This window comes from Streptomyces sp. NBC_00390, from assembly GCF_036057275.1.
Classification (GTDB): domain Bacteria; phylum Actinomycetota; class Actinomycetes; order Streptomycetales; family Streptomycetaceae; genus Streptomyces.
On sequence record NZ_CP107945.1, the window covers coordinates 689,603 to 703,159 of the forward strand.

11 protein-coding genes are annotated in these 13,557 nt (G+C 71.6%); 7 read left to right on the plus strand and 4 right to left on the minus strand.

The features are described from left to right. Window positions 1-5 precede the first annotated feature (5 nt). Complete coding sequence (locus OHS70_RS02830) at window positions 6-1,412, plus strand: lipase maturation factor family protein (RefSeq protein WP_328393272.1); 1,407 nt, start codon at window positions 6-8, stop codon at window positions 1,410-1,412. A 55-nt stretch (window positions 1,413-1,467) separates the two neighbouring features. Here the strand turns inward: OHS70_RS02830 and OHS70_RS02835 are convergent, their stop codons facing one another. The 4 genes from OHS70_RS02835 to OHS70_RS02850 all read right to left on the minus strand — a co-directional run bounded on the left by OHS70_RS02835 (window position 1,468) and on the right by OHS70_RS02850 (window position 5,070). Continuing rightward, window positions 1,468-1,638 (minus strand): hypothetical protein, encoded by a 171-nt coding sequence (locus OHS70_RS02835; RefSeq protein ID WP_328393274.1) that lies wholly within the window; start codon window positions 1,636-1,638, stop codon window positions 1,468-1,470. A gap of 288 nt (window positions 1,639-1,926) precedes the next feature. Further along, a complete protein-coding gene (locus OHS70_RS02840; RefSeq protein ID WP_328393276.1) occupies window positions 1,927-3,390 on the minus strand; it encodes an SDR family NAD(P)-dependent oxidoreductase in 1,464 nt (487 codons plus the stop codon). Window positions 3,391-3,547: 157 nt separating this feature from the next. Beyond that, on the minus strand, window positions 3,548-4,276 hold the full coding sequence (locus OHS70_RS02845) for an SRPBCC family protein (protein ID WP_328393278.1): 729 nt from the start codon (window positions 4,274-4,276) through the stop codon (window positions 3,548-3,550). Window positions 4,277-4,446: 170 nt separating this feature from the next. Beyond that, entirely contained in the window at window positions 4,447-5,070 is a 624-nt protein-coding gene (locus OHS70_RS02850) for an ArsR/SmtB family transcription factor (protein WP_328393280.1), read from the minus strand. Between the two features lie 462 nt (window positions 5,071-5,532). Here OHS70_RS02850 and OHS70_RS02855 point away from each other — a divergent pair, with 462 nt between their 5' ends. The 6 genes from OHS70_RS02855 to OHS70_RS02880 are packed head-to-tail and all read left to right on the plus strand — an operon-like array spanning window position 5,533 to window position 13,551. After that, window positions 5,533-7,992, plus strand: a complete 2,460-nt coding sequence (locus tag OHS70_RS02855; protein ID WP_328393282.1) for a hypothetical protein — start codon at window positions 5,533-5,535, stop codon at window positions 7,990-7,992. Between the two features lie 8 nt (window positions 7,993-8,000). Beyond that, window positions 8,001-9,494, plus strand: coding sequence for a GT4 family glycosyltransferase PelF (pelF, locus tag OHS70_RS02860; RefSeq protein WP_328393284.1), 1,494 nt, complete (start codon window positions 8,001-8,003; stop codon window positions 9,492-9,494). Further along, a complete protein-coding gene (locus OHS70_RS02865) occupies window positions 9,491-10,855 on the plus strand; it encodes a hypothetical protein (RefSeq protein WP_328393286.1) in 1,365 nt (454 codons plus the stop codon). Before pelF ends, OHS70_RS02865 begins: the two co-directional genes overlap by 4 nt. 59 nt (window positions 10,856-10,914) lie before the next feature. Then, window positions 10,915-11,916 carry an SDR family NAD(P)-dependent oxidoreductase gene (locus OHS70_RS02870; protein WP_328393288.1) on the plus strand — a complete coding sequence of 334 codons (1,002 nt, stop codon included), beginning with the start codon at window positions 10,915-10,917 and terminating at the stop codon, window positions 11,914-11,916. A 16-nt stretch (window positions 11,917-11,932) separates the two neighbouring features. Beyond that, entirely contained in the window at window positions 11,933-12,646 is a 714-nt protein-coding gene (locus OHS70_RS02875) for a nucleotidyltransferase family protein (RefSeq protein WP_328393290.1), read from the plus strand. 8 nt (window positions 12,647-12,654) lie between these two features. Further along, window positions 12,655-13,551: an NAD-dependent epimerase/dehydratase family protein gene (locus OHS70_RS02880; protein ID WP_328393292.1), complete on the plus strand. Its 897-nt coding sequence runs from the start codon at window positions 12,655-12,657 to the stop codon at window positions 13,549-13,551. Window positions 13,552-13,557 lie beyond the last annotated feature (6 nt).

Here is a 13,557-nt window from a genome sequence, read left to right on the forward strand (position 1 = left end):
ACGTGATGGAGTGGTTCGGCGACGACGCCTACTGGTTGAGCCGGCTGGTGTTCCAGCGGGCTCTGGCCGTCATGTATCTCGTCGCGTTCCTCTCCGCCGCGCTGCAGTTCCGGGCACTGATCGGCGAGCGGGGCATGCTGCCCGTGCCGGACCATCTGCGCCGGGTCCCTCCCAGGGCCGCTCCGACCCTGTTCCGGCTGCACTACTCCGACCGCTTCTTCGCCATGGTCGCCTGGGCGGGCTGCCTGCTCTCGGCGGCCCTGGTCGCGGGCGCCGCCGACCGGCTGCCGCTCGCGGTGGCGATGGTGTGGTGGGCGGTGCTGTGGGCGCTGTACCTCTCGATCGTCAATGTGGGGCAGACCTGGTACTCGTTCGGCTGGGAGTCCCTGCTCCTGGAGACCGGCTTCCTCGCGGTCTTCCTCGGCAACGAGCGCACCGCGCCGCCCGTTCTGGTGCTCTGGCTGCTGCGCTGGGTGCTGTTCCGGGTGGAGTTCGGTGCGGGCCTGATCAAGATCCGCGGCGATCTGTGCTGGCGCAATCTGACCTGTCTGTTCTTCCATCACGAGACCCAGCCGATGCCAGGGCCGCTCAGCTGGTTCTTCCACCACCTGCCGAGGCCCCTGCACCGGGTGGAGGCGGGCGCCAACCACGCGGTCCAGCTTCTGGTCCCCGTACTGCTGTTCACTCCGCAGCCCGTCGCGAGCGCGGCCGCCGGCGTGATCGTGCTGACCCAGCTGTGGCTGGTGTTCTCCGGCAACTTCGCCTGGCTGAACTGGCTGACGATCACACTGGCGCTGCCCGCCGTGGACGGCTCGCTGTTCATGGACCCGCCCGATGCGCCCGCCGCCCCGCTCTGGTACGAGATCGTCGTGATCGCCGTCAGCGCCGGGCTGCTGGCCCTCAGCTACCACCCGACGCGCAACCTGTTCTCCAGGCGGCAGGCCATGAACCGCTCCTACGACGCGCTCCATCTCGTCAACGCCTATGGCGCGTTCGGCACGGTGGGCCGGGTCAGACACGAGATCGTGGTGGAGGGCACGGACGAGAGGGTGCTCCACGAGGGCACGGTGTGGCGCGAGTACGAGTTCCGGGGAAAGCCCGGGGACGTGCGCAGACTGCCGCGTCAGTTCGCCCCGTACCATCTGCGGCTCGACTGGCTGATGTGGTTCGCCGCACTGTCGCCCGCCTATGCACGGTCGTGGTTCCTGCCGTTCGTGGAGCGGCTGCTCGACGGCGACCGGGACACGCTCCGGCTGCTGCGCCACAACCCCTTCCCGGATGCCCCGCCCGTGTACGTACGGGCGCGGCTCTACCGCTACCGGTTCACGACCTGGAGCGAGTTGCGGGCGACCGGCGCCTGGTGGCACCGGACCCATGTGCGCGAGTTCCTCTATCCCACCAGGCTCTCGTGAGTACGTCCGTGCCCCCTGCCGGGGCGGGCAGGGGGCACGGACGCTACGCGCCGGATCAGTCGATTCCGGGCAGGATGTGCGGCTCGGCGAGATCTTCCTCGTACCCGGCCAGCCTGATCGGGGCCGAGCGGGCCCAGACCTCGAGGTTACGGATCTCTTCGGCCTTGCCGGGCCGGTCGCCGCCGTGCTCCGACGGTCGTTGTTCGTGCTTCACATCTGGTGTCACCGCGCACTCCTCTGTGTCGCGTAACTGGGACAGGGGCAGTTCCGTCGCGGTGGCGCCGTCAACTCGGGCGGGACCGCAGCCGGGTTGCAGGCCTGTCCCAGGACGGCCGAAGGGGTTTCGTGGATCCCTTGGGGGCTGTCCAGTCCCCCAAGGTTAACCAAATGAGCGCCCCCCTGCTCGATGGGGGCTGCACATCGACTCAATTCAGGCCAACGACCCCCTCCAAATGGACAACGGCCGGTGCACCTGCTGGTGCACCGGCCGAAGCACGCCGTTCGGGAAGGGGGGTTACCAGTTCGCGGGGGCGTAGTCCTTGAGGAAGCAGCCGAAGAGGTCCTCGCCGGACTCGCCTCGCACGATCGGGTCATAGACCCGGGCCGCGCCGTCGACCAGGTCGAGCGGTGCGTGGAAGCCCTCCTCGGCCAGTCGCATCTTGTCGGGGTGCGGGCGCTCGTCGGTGATCCAGCCGGTGTCCACGGCGGTCATCAGGATGCGGTCCGCCTCGAACATCTCCTGCGCGCTGGTGCGCGTGAGCATGTTGAGCGCGGCCTTGGCCATGTTGGTGTGCGGATGGCCGGCGCCCTTGTAACCGCGGCTGAAAACGCCCTCCATCGCGGAGACGTTCACGACGTACTTGCGCTTGCCGGGCCCCGCTGCCATCACCGGGCGGAGCTTGCTGATGAGGATGAACGGCGCCGTGGAGTTGCACAGCTGCACTTCGAGCAGCTCGACCGGGTCGACCTCGGAGACGGTCTGGATCCAGCTGTTGGTGTCGTGCAGGTCGGGGACCAGACCACCGGCGTCGATGGCGGTGCCCGCGGCGATGCGCTCGAGCGAGGCCGATCCGGTCACCAGCGCCAGGTCGGTGACGTCCTGCGCGGTCAGTCCCTCGCCGCCGGCGGACGGCAGCGCGGCCACGGACTCCACCGCGCCGCTGCCGAAGGTGCCGATGACGTGGGCGGGCGGCAGCTCGCCCGCGGGCAACGGGGCGGATTCGGCGGCGACGAGTTCGCGGTACGCCTGCGGGGAGCGGCGTACGGTCTGCGCGGCGTTGTTGATCAGGATGTCCAGCGGGCCCTCGGCGGCCACGGAGTCGGCGAGCGCGACGACCTGCGCCGGGTCGCGCAGATCGATGCCGACGATCTTGAGGCGGTGGATCCACTCGTCGCTGTCCGGCATCGCCTTGAAGCGGCGGATCGCGTCGTTCGGGAACCGGGTGGTGATGGTGGTGTGGGCACCGTCACGCAGCAGCCGCAGAGCGATGTACATGCCGATCTTGGCGCGGCCGCCGGTCAGCAGGGCGCGCTTGCCGCTCAGATCGGTGCGGGCGTCCCGCCGCGCCCGGTTCTCCGCCGCGCACTCCTGGCACAGCTGGTGGTAGAAGGCGTCGACCTCGACATAGCGCGCCTTGCAGATGTAGCAGGAGCGGGGGCGCTGGAGTATGCCCGCGATCTCGCCGACGACGGACGAGGAGGGCAGCAGGCCCTGCGTCTCGTCGTCGATCCGCTCGGCGGAGCCGGTCGCGGTGGCCTCGGTGACCGCCTTGTCGTGGGCGGTCTTGGCGGCCCGGCGCTCCTGGCGCCGGCGCTGCTTCACGGTCCGGTAGACCCCGGCGGTGGCCCGGCGGACGGTGATCGCGTCCGGGTGGTCGACCTCGAGCTTGTCGAGCTCTTCGAGCACGCTCAGGCAGACGGCCAGACGCTCCGGGTCGATGCCCTGGCCGTACACCGGGCTGTCCTCTGTCACCGTCATCGCCGCTGCCGTTCCTCGATCACTCGAATGCCGTCGTTCCAAAAGCGCAACTTTACTGAGTGATGGGGTGCCGGCCAAATGACGAAAGTCACCTCCTGGCGGAGCCAAGGGCTGCCCGGCCGGGAGGGGAGGTCCGGGCAGGCCCTGGTCGCGAGGGTCAGGTGAACAGGCCGGTGAGCCAGGTCCGCCAGGCGGCCTCGGTCTTCTGCGCGTCCGCGCCGCCGGCGAAGTCGTGGACGCTGACGCCGACCGGCGCACCGAAGTGGTTGCGGCCGAAGACACGGTAGAGCGCGTCATCGGTGCGCAGCCCGACGAAGTAGGGGTTGCGGTAGTCGACCACGGCATCGGCCACACCCGCGCCCGGCAGTTCGACCCGGACGGTCGTCCCCTCGGCCGCCGTGTCCGGCAGGCCGAGGCCGCGGGCGACGGTCTCCAGTGCGTCGGGGGCCTTGGAGGCGTCCGGGGCGTCGAGGGTGCAGAACGCGGCGGGCCGGCCTGTGAAGTAGGTGAGGTACTGGCGCAGCGTGTGCAGATAGAAGTCGGTGTGCTTGTTCGCGCCGTCGTACTGGTTGTCCCAGTCGTCGACGAGGATCCCGCTGTGCACATAACGCACCCGGCAGCCGCCGCCCTCGAGTGGTTCGACGACATGGTCGAGCTGGTTGAAGGTCTGCACGGACACGCCCTCGGCGTCCTCCGTCCGCGCCGTCAGCCGGTGCGGCGGATCCCATGCCGTGACGGTGCCGCCGAAGGGGGCTGCGCCACCCTGCCGGGGTTCGTACTCGATCGGCCACAGCCAGCCCGCTGTGCCGGTGGTGATCGCCTCCCATACCTGCTCGGGGCTCGCGTCGACCTCGAACTCCCGGACGATCTCGAATTCCTTCTCCATGACGGCTCCTGATGCTCAGACGCTCTCGGGCGCGTGGACGATGTGCCGGACTCCCGGACCGAAGGCCGTGGCCCGGACGACCCCGAAGGGGGTCGCGGCGGGCCCGTCCTAGCAGAGGCGCTTGCCGCGGCAGCACGGGCCGTGCCAGGTGAAGGCGGCCCCAGGCCTCCTCACGACGACTCCTCGATCGGGACGGGGGCGGGTTCGGCTGCGGGTTTGACGGTGGGGTGGAGCGCGACGACCACCCGGTGGTCGCGGCCGCCCTCGGAGTGCTCGTCGTGGTACCTGGCGATGAGCGCGCTGACGCCGCGAGTGAGCTCCTCGACGAACGCCGCCCGGTCGGCGGCGGACGCGAAGCGCACCTCGCCGTCGAGGGCGTATGTCGCGAGGCGCTTGCGGGCCTTGGCCGCACCCGTGATCAGGGTGCCAACGTCGCGCACCAGCCGGGCCGCGACGGCGAGCAGCCAGCGCGCGGAGAGCTGGTCGCGGAAGCGCTCCGGATCGGGCTGCACGGCGGCGAGGGCGACCGGTGAGATCACGTACGACGCCGCCGTGGCGCGCATCAGGCGCTCGGTGACGTTCCCCTTGCGGCGCTCGCCTGCCAGCTCGACCAGGCCGTGCCGCTCCAGCGCCCTGAGGTGGTAGTTCACCTTCTGCCGGGGCAGTCCGACGCGGGTCGCCAGCATGGCGGCCGAGGCCGGGCCGGCCGCCAGCTCGGCGAGGAGCCGGGAGCGCATCGGGTCCAGCGAGACGGCGGCTGCCGCCGAGTCCTCGATCACTGTCACGTCCAACATGACTTCAGGTTCTCACCGACAACTAATTTTGTCCAGACACTTCGACTTGTCGGCCAAAGGCGCAGCGAAGGGGTCATCGAGCCGTCCCACGGCTGGCCGGATTTCCGCGATCGCCGGGCCTCGGCGCGGTGGACCACGATGGGCCTGGACCTCTGAAGGACAAAGCCGCGGATGACAACCGCTTGCCCACATGGGACGTCTGGCCGCGCGGATGCAGGGATGCCGTCCGGCCGCGTCCGGAACGGCCGCAGCCTCGGCCGCGTTTCCCCCATCACATCCGCCCGGGCCGCGCATCCGTTTCACGCCAGGTTTCACGATGCCCCCACAGTTCGACCAAATCGCCCCCCACTATGTGATCCGACAGAGCCGACGTGGACGGTGACCACTGCACACCGACCACTTCAAAGGGGGGGTAGGGCATGCCGGGCGGGGGCCCGGCATGCCCTACCGGGGGAGGACCACATGAGGCGCACCGTGCATCGGGCTGCCCTGGCAGGCGTATCAGCACTGGCGACGGCGCTCGCCGTCGCGTCACCGCCGGCCCGGGCGGCAGAGCCACCGCCGACGCCGCGCATCGATCTGCGGGTGCTGGTGGTGGACGACGGCGGTCCGGCGGTCGGGGCGATCACGGCCGAACTCTCCGGTTCGGGAACGCCGTACACGGTTGTCGACCTCGCGCAGGGCGGCCGGCCGGCGATCGACGCGGCGTTCCTCGCCGACACCGTGGAGGGACGGCCGCGCGCAAGGTTCCAGGCCGTGGTGCTGCCCAGCGACGCTCCACCCGGGCTGGACTCCGCGGAGCTGGCGGCTCTGACCGCGTACGAGCGGACGTTCGCGATCCCGCAGGTCGACGCCTACACCTACGCCCGCCCCGAGGTGGGCCTCGATCATCCCGCCAACGGCGGCTACAGCGGTTCGCTGGACGGTGTGCGGGCACAGGTCACCCCCGCGGGGAGGTCGGGACCGTTCGGCTATCTCGACGGGCCGGTGCCGTTCGAGGACAACTCCCCTGCGGTGGGCGAGAGTTACGGCTATGCCGCGCGTCCGGCCACGGGCGCCGACTTCACCAGCTATGTGGACGCCCCGCTGCCCGGCTCCGGCGAGCGCGGTTCGATCGTCGGCGAGTACCGCCACGACGGCCGCCGCGAGCTCGTCGTCACCTTCGCCTACAACCGGTACCAGCAGCAGTTCCGGCTGCTCGCCCGCGGCATCGTGGACTGGATGACCCAAGGCGTCCGTCTCGGCGCGTCCCGCCACTACTTCGCCGTCCATGTCGACGACGTCTTCGCGGCCGACGACCGCTGGGACAGCACCCTGAACTGCACGCCCGGCGATGTGGACTGCCCGCCGGGGCGGGGCGAGCCGGACCCCATCCGGATGACCGCGTCCGACGCCCAGTACGCCGCCCAGTGGTCGGCCGGCCGGGGGTTCACGCTCGACATGGTCTTCAACGGCGGTGGCAGCGAGCTGTTCAAGGAGGAGAACGGCGGCAGCGACCCGCTCGCGCAGCAGCTCACCGCCGACAGCGCCGCGTACCGCTGGGTGAACCACACCTACAACCACCCCTTCCTGGGCTGTGTCCAGGACGTCGGCGTCGTCCCCTGGACCTGTGCGAAGAACGCGGACGGCAGTGTGCGGTACACCGGCCGTGCCGAGATATCCGCCCAGATCGCGGACAACCGCGGCTGGGGCCTGCGCGCCGGACTCCCGATGCGGACCGACGAGTTGGTGACGGGCGAGCACTCGGGGCTGCGGATCCTGCCGCAGCAGCCGGACGACAATCCTCATCTCGCGCCCGCGCTCGCCGACAACGCCATCGCCTCGCTCGGCTCCGACAACTCCCGCGAACGTGAACAGCGCCCGGTCGGCACGGCACTGACGGTGCCGCGTCACCCGATGAACGTCTTCTACAACGCGGGACGCACCGCCGAGCAGATCGACGAGTACAACTGGATCTACACCCGTGCGGCCGACGGCGGCAGCGGCCTCTGCGAGACTGCCGCCAACACGACTTGTCTGGACGGGCCGTTGGACCCCGTCACCGGCTACGCGGACCACATCGTGCCGCTGGAGGCCCGGATCGGCCTCGGCCATGTGCTCGCGGGTGACCCGCGGCCGCACTACATCCACCAGTCCAACCTCGCCGAGGACCGGATCGCCTACCCGGTGCTGGGCCGCATCCTCGACGAGTACGCGGGCCTGTATGCGGACGGCGCTCCCTTGGTCAATCTGCGCCAGCGCGACATCGGTGCCGAGCTGCGCGACCGGGCGGCGTGGCGGACCGCGGTCGCGGACGGGCAGGTGACCGCGTACCGGATCGGCGATGCCGTCACCGTGCAGGCGCCCGCCGGCGTGCGGATCACCGCCACCATGCCCGCCGGCACCCGGCAGTCCCTGCCGCTGGGCAGCGCCGCGTTCGGGAGCCCGTACGCCGGCTCCGTCTCCGGCTGGACCGAGCCGGGCCCACAGGAGGACCGGCTCACGCTCACCCTGCCGGGCCCGGCGGCCGGACCGTCAGTGGCGGCCCGGACAAGGGCTGTCAGCACCGGGAAGCCCCCCGCCGAGGCCGAGCACGGGCAACGCCACACACACAACCACCCCACCCTCCACCCCCAGCAACCACCAACGCCCCCTGGCCAGGCTCAGCACGGGCAACGCCACACACACAACGACCCCACCCTCCACCCCCAGCAACCACCAACGCCCCCTGGCCAGGCTCAGCACGGGCAACGCCACACACACAACGACCCCACCCTCCACCCCCAGCAACCACCAACGCCCCCTGGCCAGGCTCAGCACGGGCAACGCCACACACACAACGACCCCACCCTCCACCCCCAGCAACCACCAACGCCCCCTGGCCAGGCTCAGCACGGGCAACGCCACACGCGCGAGCGGGTGGCGTACGGCGTGACGGGCTGACGCCCGCCATGGCCGACGTACTCCGTCCGCTGCGCACCGGCGCACCGGTGGTCACCCTGCTCACCGAAGGAACGTATCCGCACAGCCACGGCGGCGTGAGCGTGTGGTGCGACCAGCTGGTGAGCGGAATGCCGGACATCGACTTCCGGATCACCGCGGTGACGGGCACCGGAAGGGAGCCCCTCGCCTGGGAGCTGCCCACCCATGTGTCCCCGCCCGTCTGCGTCCCGCTGTGGGGTCCCGATCCCGCCGGGTCGCCGCCGGTCGGGCGCCGGCTGCGCCGGCTGATGTCGAACTACGAGACGTTCCTGACCGCACTGCTCGACCCCGCGGCCGAGCCCGGATTCGGACCGGCGCTGTACGAACTGGCCAGGGCGGCCCGCGACGGCCACCTCGCGCCCGCGCTGCGCACCGACCGCGCCGTACGCATACTCGTGGACGTCTGGACCCGCCCCGATCTGCCGGTGTTCGCGGCGCGGCCCACCGTGCACGACGCGCTGACCGCCACGGAGCTGCTGGAGCACGCCCTGCGGCCGCTGGTCGCGCCGGCCCCGGCGGGCGGAGTCGCACACGCGGTCAGCGGCGGGCTCGCGGTGCTGCCCGCACTGGTGGGCGCCGAGCTGCACGGTGTGCCGCTGCTGCTCACCGAGCACGGCGTCTATCTGCGCGAGCGCTATCTCGGCTATCGCACCGGCCCCTACCGCTGGCCCGTCAAGGCGCTGCTGCTGGGCTTCTTCCGGCTGCTCGCCGAGGAGACGTACCGCAGGGCCGCGCTGGTGACGCCGGGCAACCGGTACAACCGCCTGTGGGAGGAGCGCGGCGGCGCGGACCCTGCGCTCATCCGCACGGTCTACAACGGCGTCGACCCGGCGGCCTTCCCGCCCGCGGGCCCCGAACCGGGCACCCCGACGCTCAGCTGGGCCGGCCGGGTCGACCCGATCAAGGATCTTGAGACCCTCATCCGTGCGTTCGCGCTGGTGCGGGAGGAACTGCCCGATGCGCGGCTGCGGCTCTTCGGCGGCACCCCGCGTGGCGGCGAGGCCTACCGGGAGCGCTGCGAGGCGCTCGCCTCCGAGCTCGGTCACGGCGACGCGGTGACCTTCGAGGGGCGGGTCGACGACATCAGGGACGCGTACGCGGCGGGCAATGTGGTGATGCTGTCCAGCATCAGCGAGGGTTTCCCGTTCACGCTGATCGAGGCCATGTCCTGCGGGCGCGCCACCGTTTCGACGGATGTCGGCGGAGTGCGGGAGGCGGTCGGCGACTGCGGGCTGGTCGTACCGCCCCGGGAACCTGCGGCGATGGCCGCCGCCGCACTTGAACTGCTGCGCGACGGGCCACGGCGGGCGGTGATGGGTGAGGGTGCACGGCGGCGGGTGATCGAGCAGTTCACGCTCCGGCAGACCGTCGACACCTTCCGGTCGATCTATCACGAACTCGCTCTGGAATCCGGCGGGTTCACCTCAGCGGACGAGCGCCGCACGGCGGGGGTGACGGCATGAGCGGCCCGCTGCGCCTGATCCCGGGCGACGGGGAGGCGCTGCCTGCCGTACCCAGGCCGCGCCCGCGCACTCCCACTCGGCCGAGCTGGGCCGAGGACCCGATCGACGAACTGGCCGAGCGAATGGTCGAGCAGGTCGCGTCCGCGGTCCATCCCTACGAGGTCGCCGCGCTGCTGGAGTCCGACGGACTGACGAACGAGCAGATGACACGGCGCTACGACCGCCCCGATCTGTTCACGCTCGCCGAGGACCTCTACGCCCGGGTGCCGCGCCACTATCCCCAGCCGGCGTCCACCCCCGACCCCTGGCGGCCCGACACCGTCCGCTGCGCCCTGCGCGGGGTGGTGTTCGCGCTGCCCGGTCTGGCGTATGTGCTGGGCGCCGGGCTGTGGCAGGGCGCCGCCGACATCACCGGGCTCGTCGTCTCCGGTCTTGCCGCCTGGGCCTGGAACCAGGCGCTCAGCCACCGGGCCCATCTGCGGCTCGCCACCGAGGGCGGGGCCGCGGCCGCGCGCACGCTGGCCGTCGGCGCTCCGGCCGGAGCGCTCGGAGCCGCGGGCATCGGGCTGCTGGTCTGCGGCCCGGACACGGGCGCGGCGTTCGCCGCCGGCCAGTCCTGCTATCTCGCGGCGGCGAGCGTCCTGCTGGTCCTGGGCCGCGAACGGGCGCTGCTCGCCGCGCTGTTGCCCGTCGCCGCCGGTGGCGCCGTCTGCTGGCTTCAGCGGCCGCCCGACGTACTGGCCGTGGTGCTCCTGCTGTCGACCGTGACCCTGACCGCCGGTGTCGCCGCCCACGCTGTACGGGCCTTGCTGCGGTCCGGACCGGCCGCGCCGAAGGGCACGGGCCCGCCGCGGCTGCGCTCCCTGCCGTACGGGCTGTTCGGACTGGCCGCCGGTGTCCTCGCGGCGCTTGCGGGCCTCGCGGAACCGCTCTCGGTCGTCGTGCTCACTCTCAGCATGGGGTGCGCCGAATGGCTTCTGTACCACTTCCGTTCCCTCTCGCTGGCTGCCCTGCGCGCCGCCGGCACGCTGCGCCGTTACGTCCTGCTGGAGGTGCGCGCTCTCGTGCTCTGTCTCGGCTCGTATCTGGCCCTGCTGGCCGCCGGCGCCCTGTCCGTGGGCGTCCGGCCGGCCCCGCTGCTCGGGCTCGGGGCCGTGCTGTGGACGGCCCTGCTGCTCCAGGCGTTCTCGCTGGCATGGCTCCCGGCCCTCGTCTCACTCGCCACGGCCGCGACCGAGGCGGGTGCGGCGCTGGCCGGCCTGCCACCGGATCCCGTCGCCCTGGCGGGCCGCACCGCCGCGGCCCTCGTGCTGGCCGCCGCGGCCGCCCGGCTGCTCACCCGGCCCACCGCCCACCGCTGATCGCCCACCCACGCCCCCACGCGTCCGCACCCGACCACCGACAACAGGAGAGCACTTCCGTGACATCGAACGCGCTGGTCGCCGTCACCGGAGCCGAGGGTTTCATCGGTTCGCATCTGACGGAGACCCTCGTAGCCGCGGGCTTCCGGGTCCGCGCCATGGCCCAGTACAACTCCTTCTCCTCCTACGGCTGGCTGGAGACCCTGCCCGCCGACGTGCTCGACCGGGTCGACATCGTCCTCGGGGACGTGCGCGACCCCGGTTCGGTGCAGCAGCTCGTCGAGGGCGCCGAGGCCGTCTACCACCTCGCCGCGCTGATCGCGATCCCGTACTCGTACCGGGCGCCGCACAGTTACGTGGACACCAATGTCACCGGCACGCTCAATGTGCTCGAGGCCGCACGCCGGTTCGGCGTCCCGCGCCTGGTGCACACCTCCACCAGCGAGACGTACGGCACCGCCCGAACCGTGCCGATCACCGAGGACCACCCCATCAACACCCAGTCCCCGTACGCCGCTTCGAAGGCGGGCGGGGACCGGCTCGCCGACAGCTACCACGCCAGTTTCGGGACACCGGTCGTCACGCTGCGCCCGTTCAACACCTTCGGGCCACGGCAGTCGATGCGGGCGGTCATCCCCACCGTGATCGGCCAGATCGCGGCGGGCGAACAGACCATCACCCTCGGGGACCTGCGCCCGACCCGCGACTTCCTGTACGTCAAGGACACTGCCCGCGCCTTTCTCGCGGTGGGCACCGCGCCCGCCGAAGCCGTCGTCGGCCGCACCTTCAACGCCGGCACGGGCGAGGAGATCTCGGTCGGTGACCTCACGCGTCTGATCGGCAAGCTGATGGACACCGAGCTGGACGTGCGGGAGGACCTGCAGCGGGTACGGCCGGCCGGCTCCGAAGTGCTGCGCCTGGTCGCCGACGCCACGCGGCTGTGCGCCGCGACCGGATGGCGGCCCGAGCACGGCCTGGAGGCCGGTCTGCGGCACACCGTGGACTTCTTCCGAAACCCGGCGAATCTGGCCCGCTACAAGACCGGCATCTACAACATCTGACCAGCAGGGGGCTTCCATGCACGCAGTGATACTCGCCGGAGGCAAGGGCGTCCGGCTCCGCCCGTACACCACCGCACTGCCCAAACCGCTGGTACCCATCGGCGACCAGCACGCGATCCTGGAGATCGTGCTGCGCCAGCTCGCCGCCGCGGGCTTCACCAGCTGCACCCTGGCCATCGGCCACCTCGGCCACATCATCCGGGCCTATGTCGGCAACGGCTCCCGCTGGGGACTGCGCGTCGGCTACTCCACCGAGGACAGCCCGCTCGGCACGATGGGCCCGCTGCTGACCATGATGGACCGGCTGCCCGAGTCGTTCCTCGTGATGAACGGCGATGTCCTCACCGACCTCGACTACGGGGACGTCGTCAAGCATCACCGCGCATCCGGCGCGCCGCTGACCGTGGCCACCTACGCCCGCAAGGTCTCCATCGACTTCGGCGTGCTCACCACCGAGTCCGGCAAGGTCGTCGGCTTCGCCGAGAAGCCGAGCATGGACTACCGCGTCTCCATGGGTGTGTACGGGCTGAGCCGCGACACGCTCGCCGGATACACCCCCGGTCTGCCGCTCGGTTTCGACGAGCTCGTGCTCGACCTGCTCAAGGCGCAGAACCCGCCGCACGCCTACGAGTTCGACGGCTACTGGCTCGACATCGGGCGGCCCGACGACTACGACCGGGCGAACGCCGAGTTCACGACGCACCGCGGTCTGCTGCTCAAGGGAGCGTGACGGGCGCCGTGCGCATCCTCCTTCTCGGCTCGTCCGGGTTCCTCGGCGCGCATGCCGCAGCACGGCTGCGCGGTCTGCCCGACGTGCGCCTGCTCGTGAGCGGCCCTTCGTCGACGGCGGACCTGCCCGTCGACCTGACCGCATGTCCGCAGGTCATCGCCGACGCGCTGCTGCGGGCGGCGCCCGATGTCGTCGTCAACTGCGCGGGGCTCGTGGCGGGCAGCGCCGTCCAGCTCACCGATGTCAACGCCCGCGGGCCGGCCGCCCTGTGCGAGGCTCTGGGCGAGGTGCTGCCGGGCACGCGGCTGGTCCATCTGGGGTCTGCGGCCGAATACGGCCCAGCCGACCGCGGTACGCCCGTGGCCGAGTCGGCCGCCACGCGGCCGCTGAGCCCGTACGGGGCCACCAAGCTCGCCGGGACCGTCGCGGTCACCTCCTCGGGGCTCGACGCGGTGGTGCTGCGGGTGTTCAACCCTGTCGGGCCCGGCGCACCGGCGGCCGGACTGCCGGGGCGGCTCGCCGCGCAGCTGCGGCGGGCCGGTGCGCACGGCACGGTCCGGGTGGGCGATCTGTCCGCGCACCGCGATTTCGTCGATGTGCGGGATGTGGCGGACGCGGTGGCACGTGCGGCGACGGCGCAAGGGCCGCTGCCGCCGGTGCTGAACATCGGCAGCGGACAGGCCACCGCCGTACGGGACCTGGCGAAGACCCTCGTGCGGGTGGCCTCCTTCACCGGGCAGCTGGACGAGGGCGGCGACGGGTCGGCGCGTTCCTCGGCGGTCGCGTGGCAGTGCGCCGACATCGCGGCCGCGGGCACGGCGCTGGGCTGGCAGCCGCGGCACGCTCTCGCCGACTCGCTGGCCGATCTGTGGAACTCGGCCCCATCGGGCGGGCCCGTCCGGTGAGCGTCC

Bases quoted from the DNA above. Each gene is read 5' to 3' on its own strand.
- OHS70_RS02845 (WP_328393278.1), bottom strand. From the start codon at position 4,276: ATGGAGAAGGAATTCGAGATCGTCCGGGAGTTCGAGGTCGACGCGAGC.
- OHS70_RS02865 (WP_328393286.1), top strand. From the start codon at position 9,491: ATGAGCGGCCCGCTGCGCCTGATCCCGGGCGACGGGGAGGCGCTGCCT.
- OHS70_RS02855 (WP_328393282.1), top strand. From the start codon at position 5,533: ATGAGGCGCACCGTGCATCGGGCTGCCCTGGCAGGCGTATCAGCACTG.
- OHS70_RS02850 (WP_328393280.1), bottom strand. From the start codon at position 5,070: ATGTTGGACGTGACAGTGATCGAGGACTCGGCGGCAGCCGCCGTCTCG.
- OHS70_RS02875 (WP_328393290.1), top strand. From the start codon at position 11,933: ATGCACGCAGTGATACTCGCCGGAGGCAAGGGCGTCCGGCTCCGCCCG.
- pelF (WP_328393284.1), top strand. From the start codon at position 8,001: ATGGCCGACGTACTCCGTCCGCTGCGCACCGGCGCACCGGTGGTCACC.
- OHS70_RS02840 (WP_328393276.1), bottom strand. From the start codon at position 3,390: ATGACGGTGACAGAGGACAGCCCGGTGTACGGCCAGGGCATCGACCCG.
- OHS70_RS02830 (WP_328393272.1), top strand. From the start codon at position 6: ATGGAGTGGTTCGGCGACGACGCCTACTGGTTGAGCCGGCTGGTGTTC.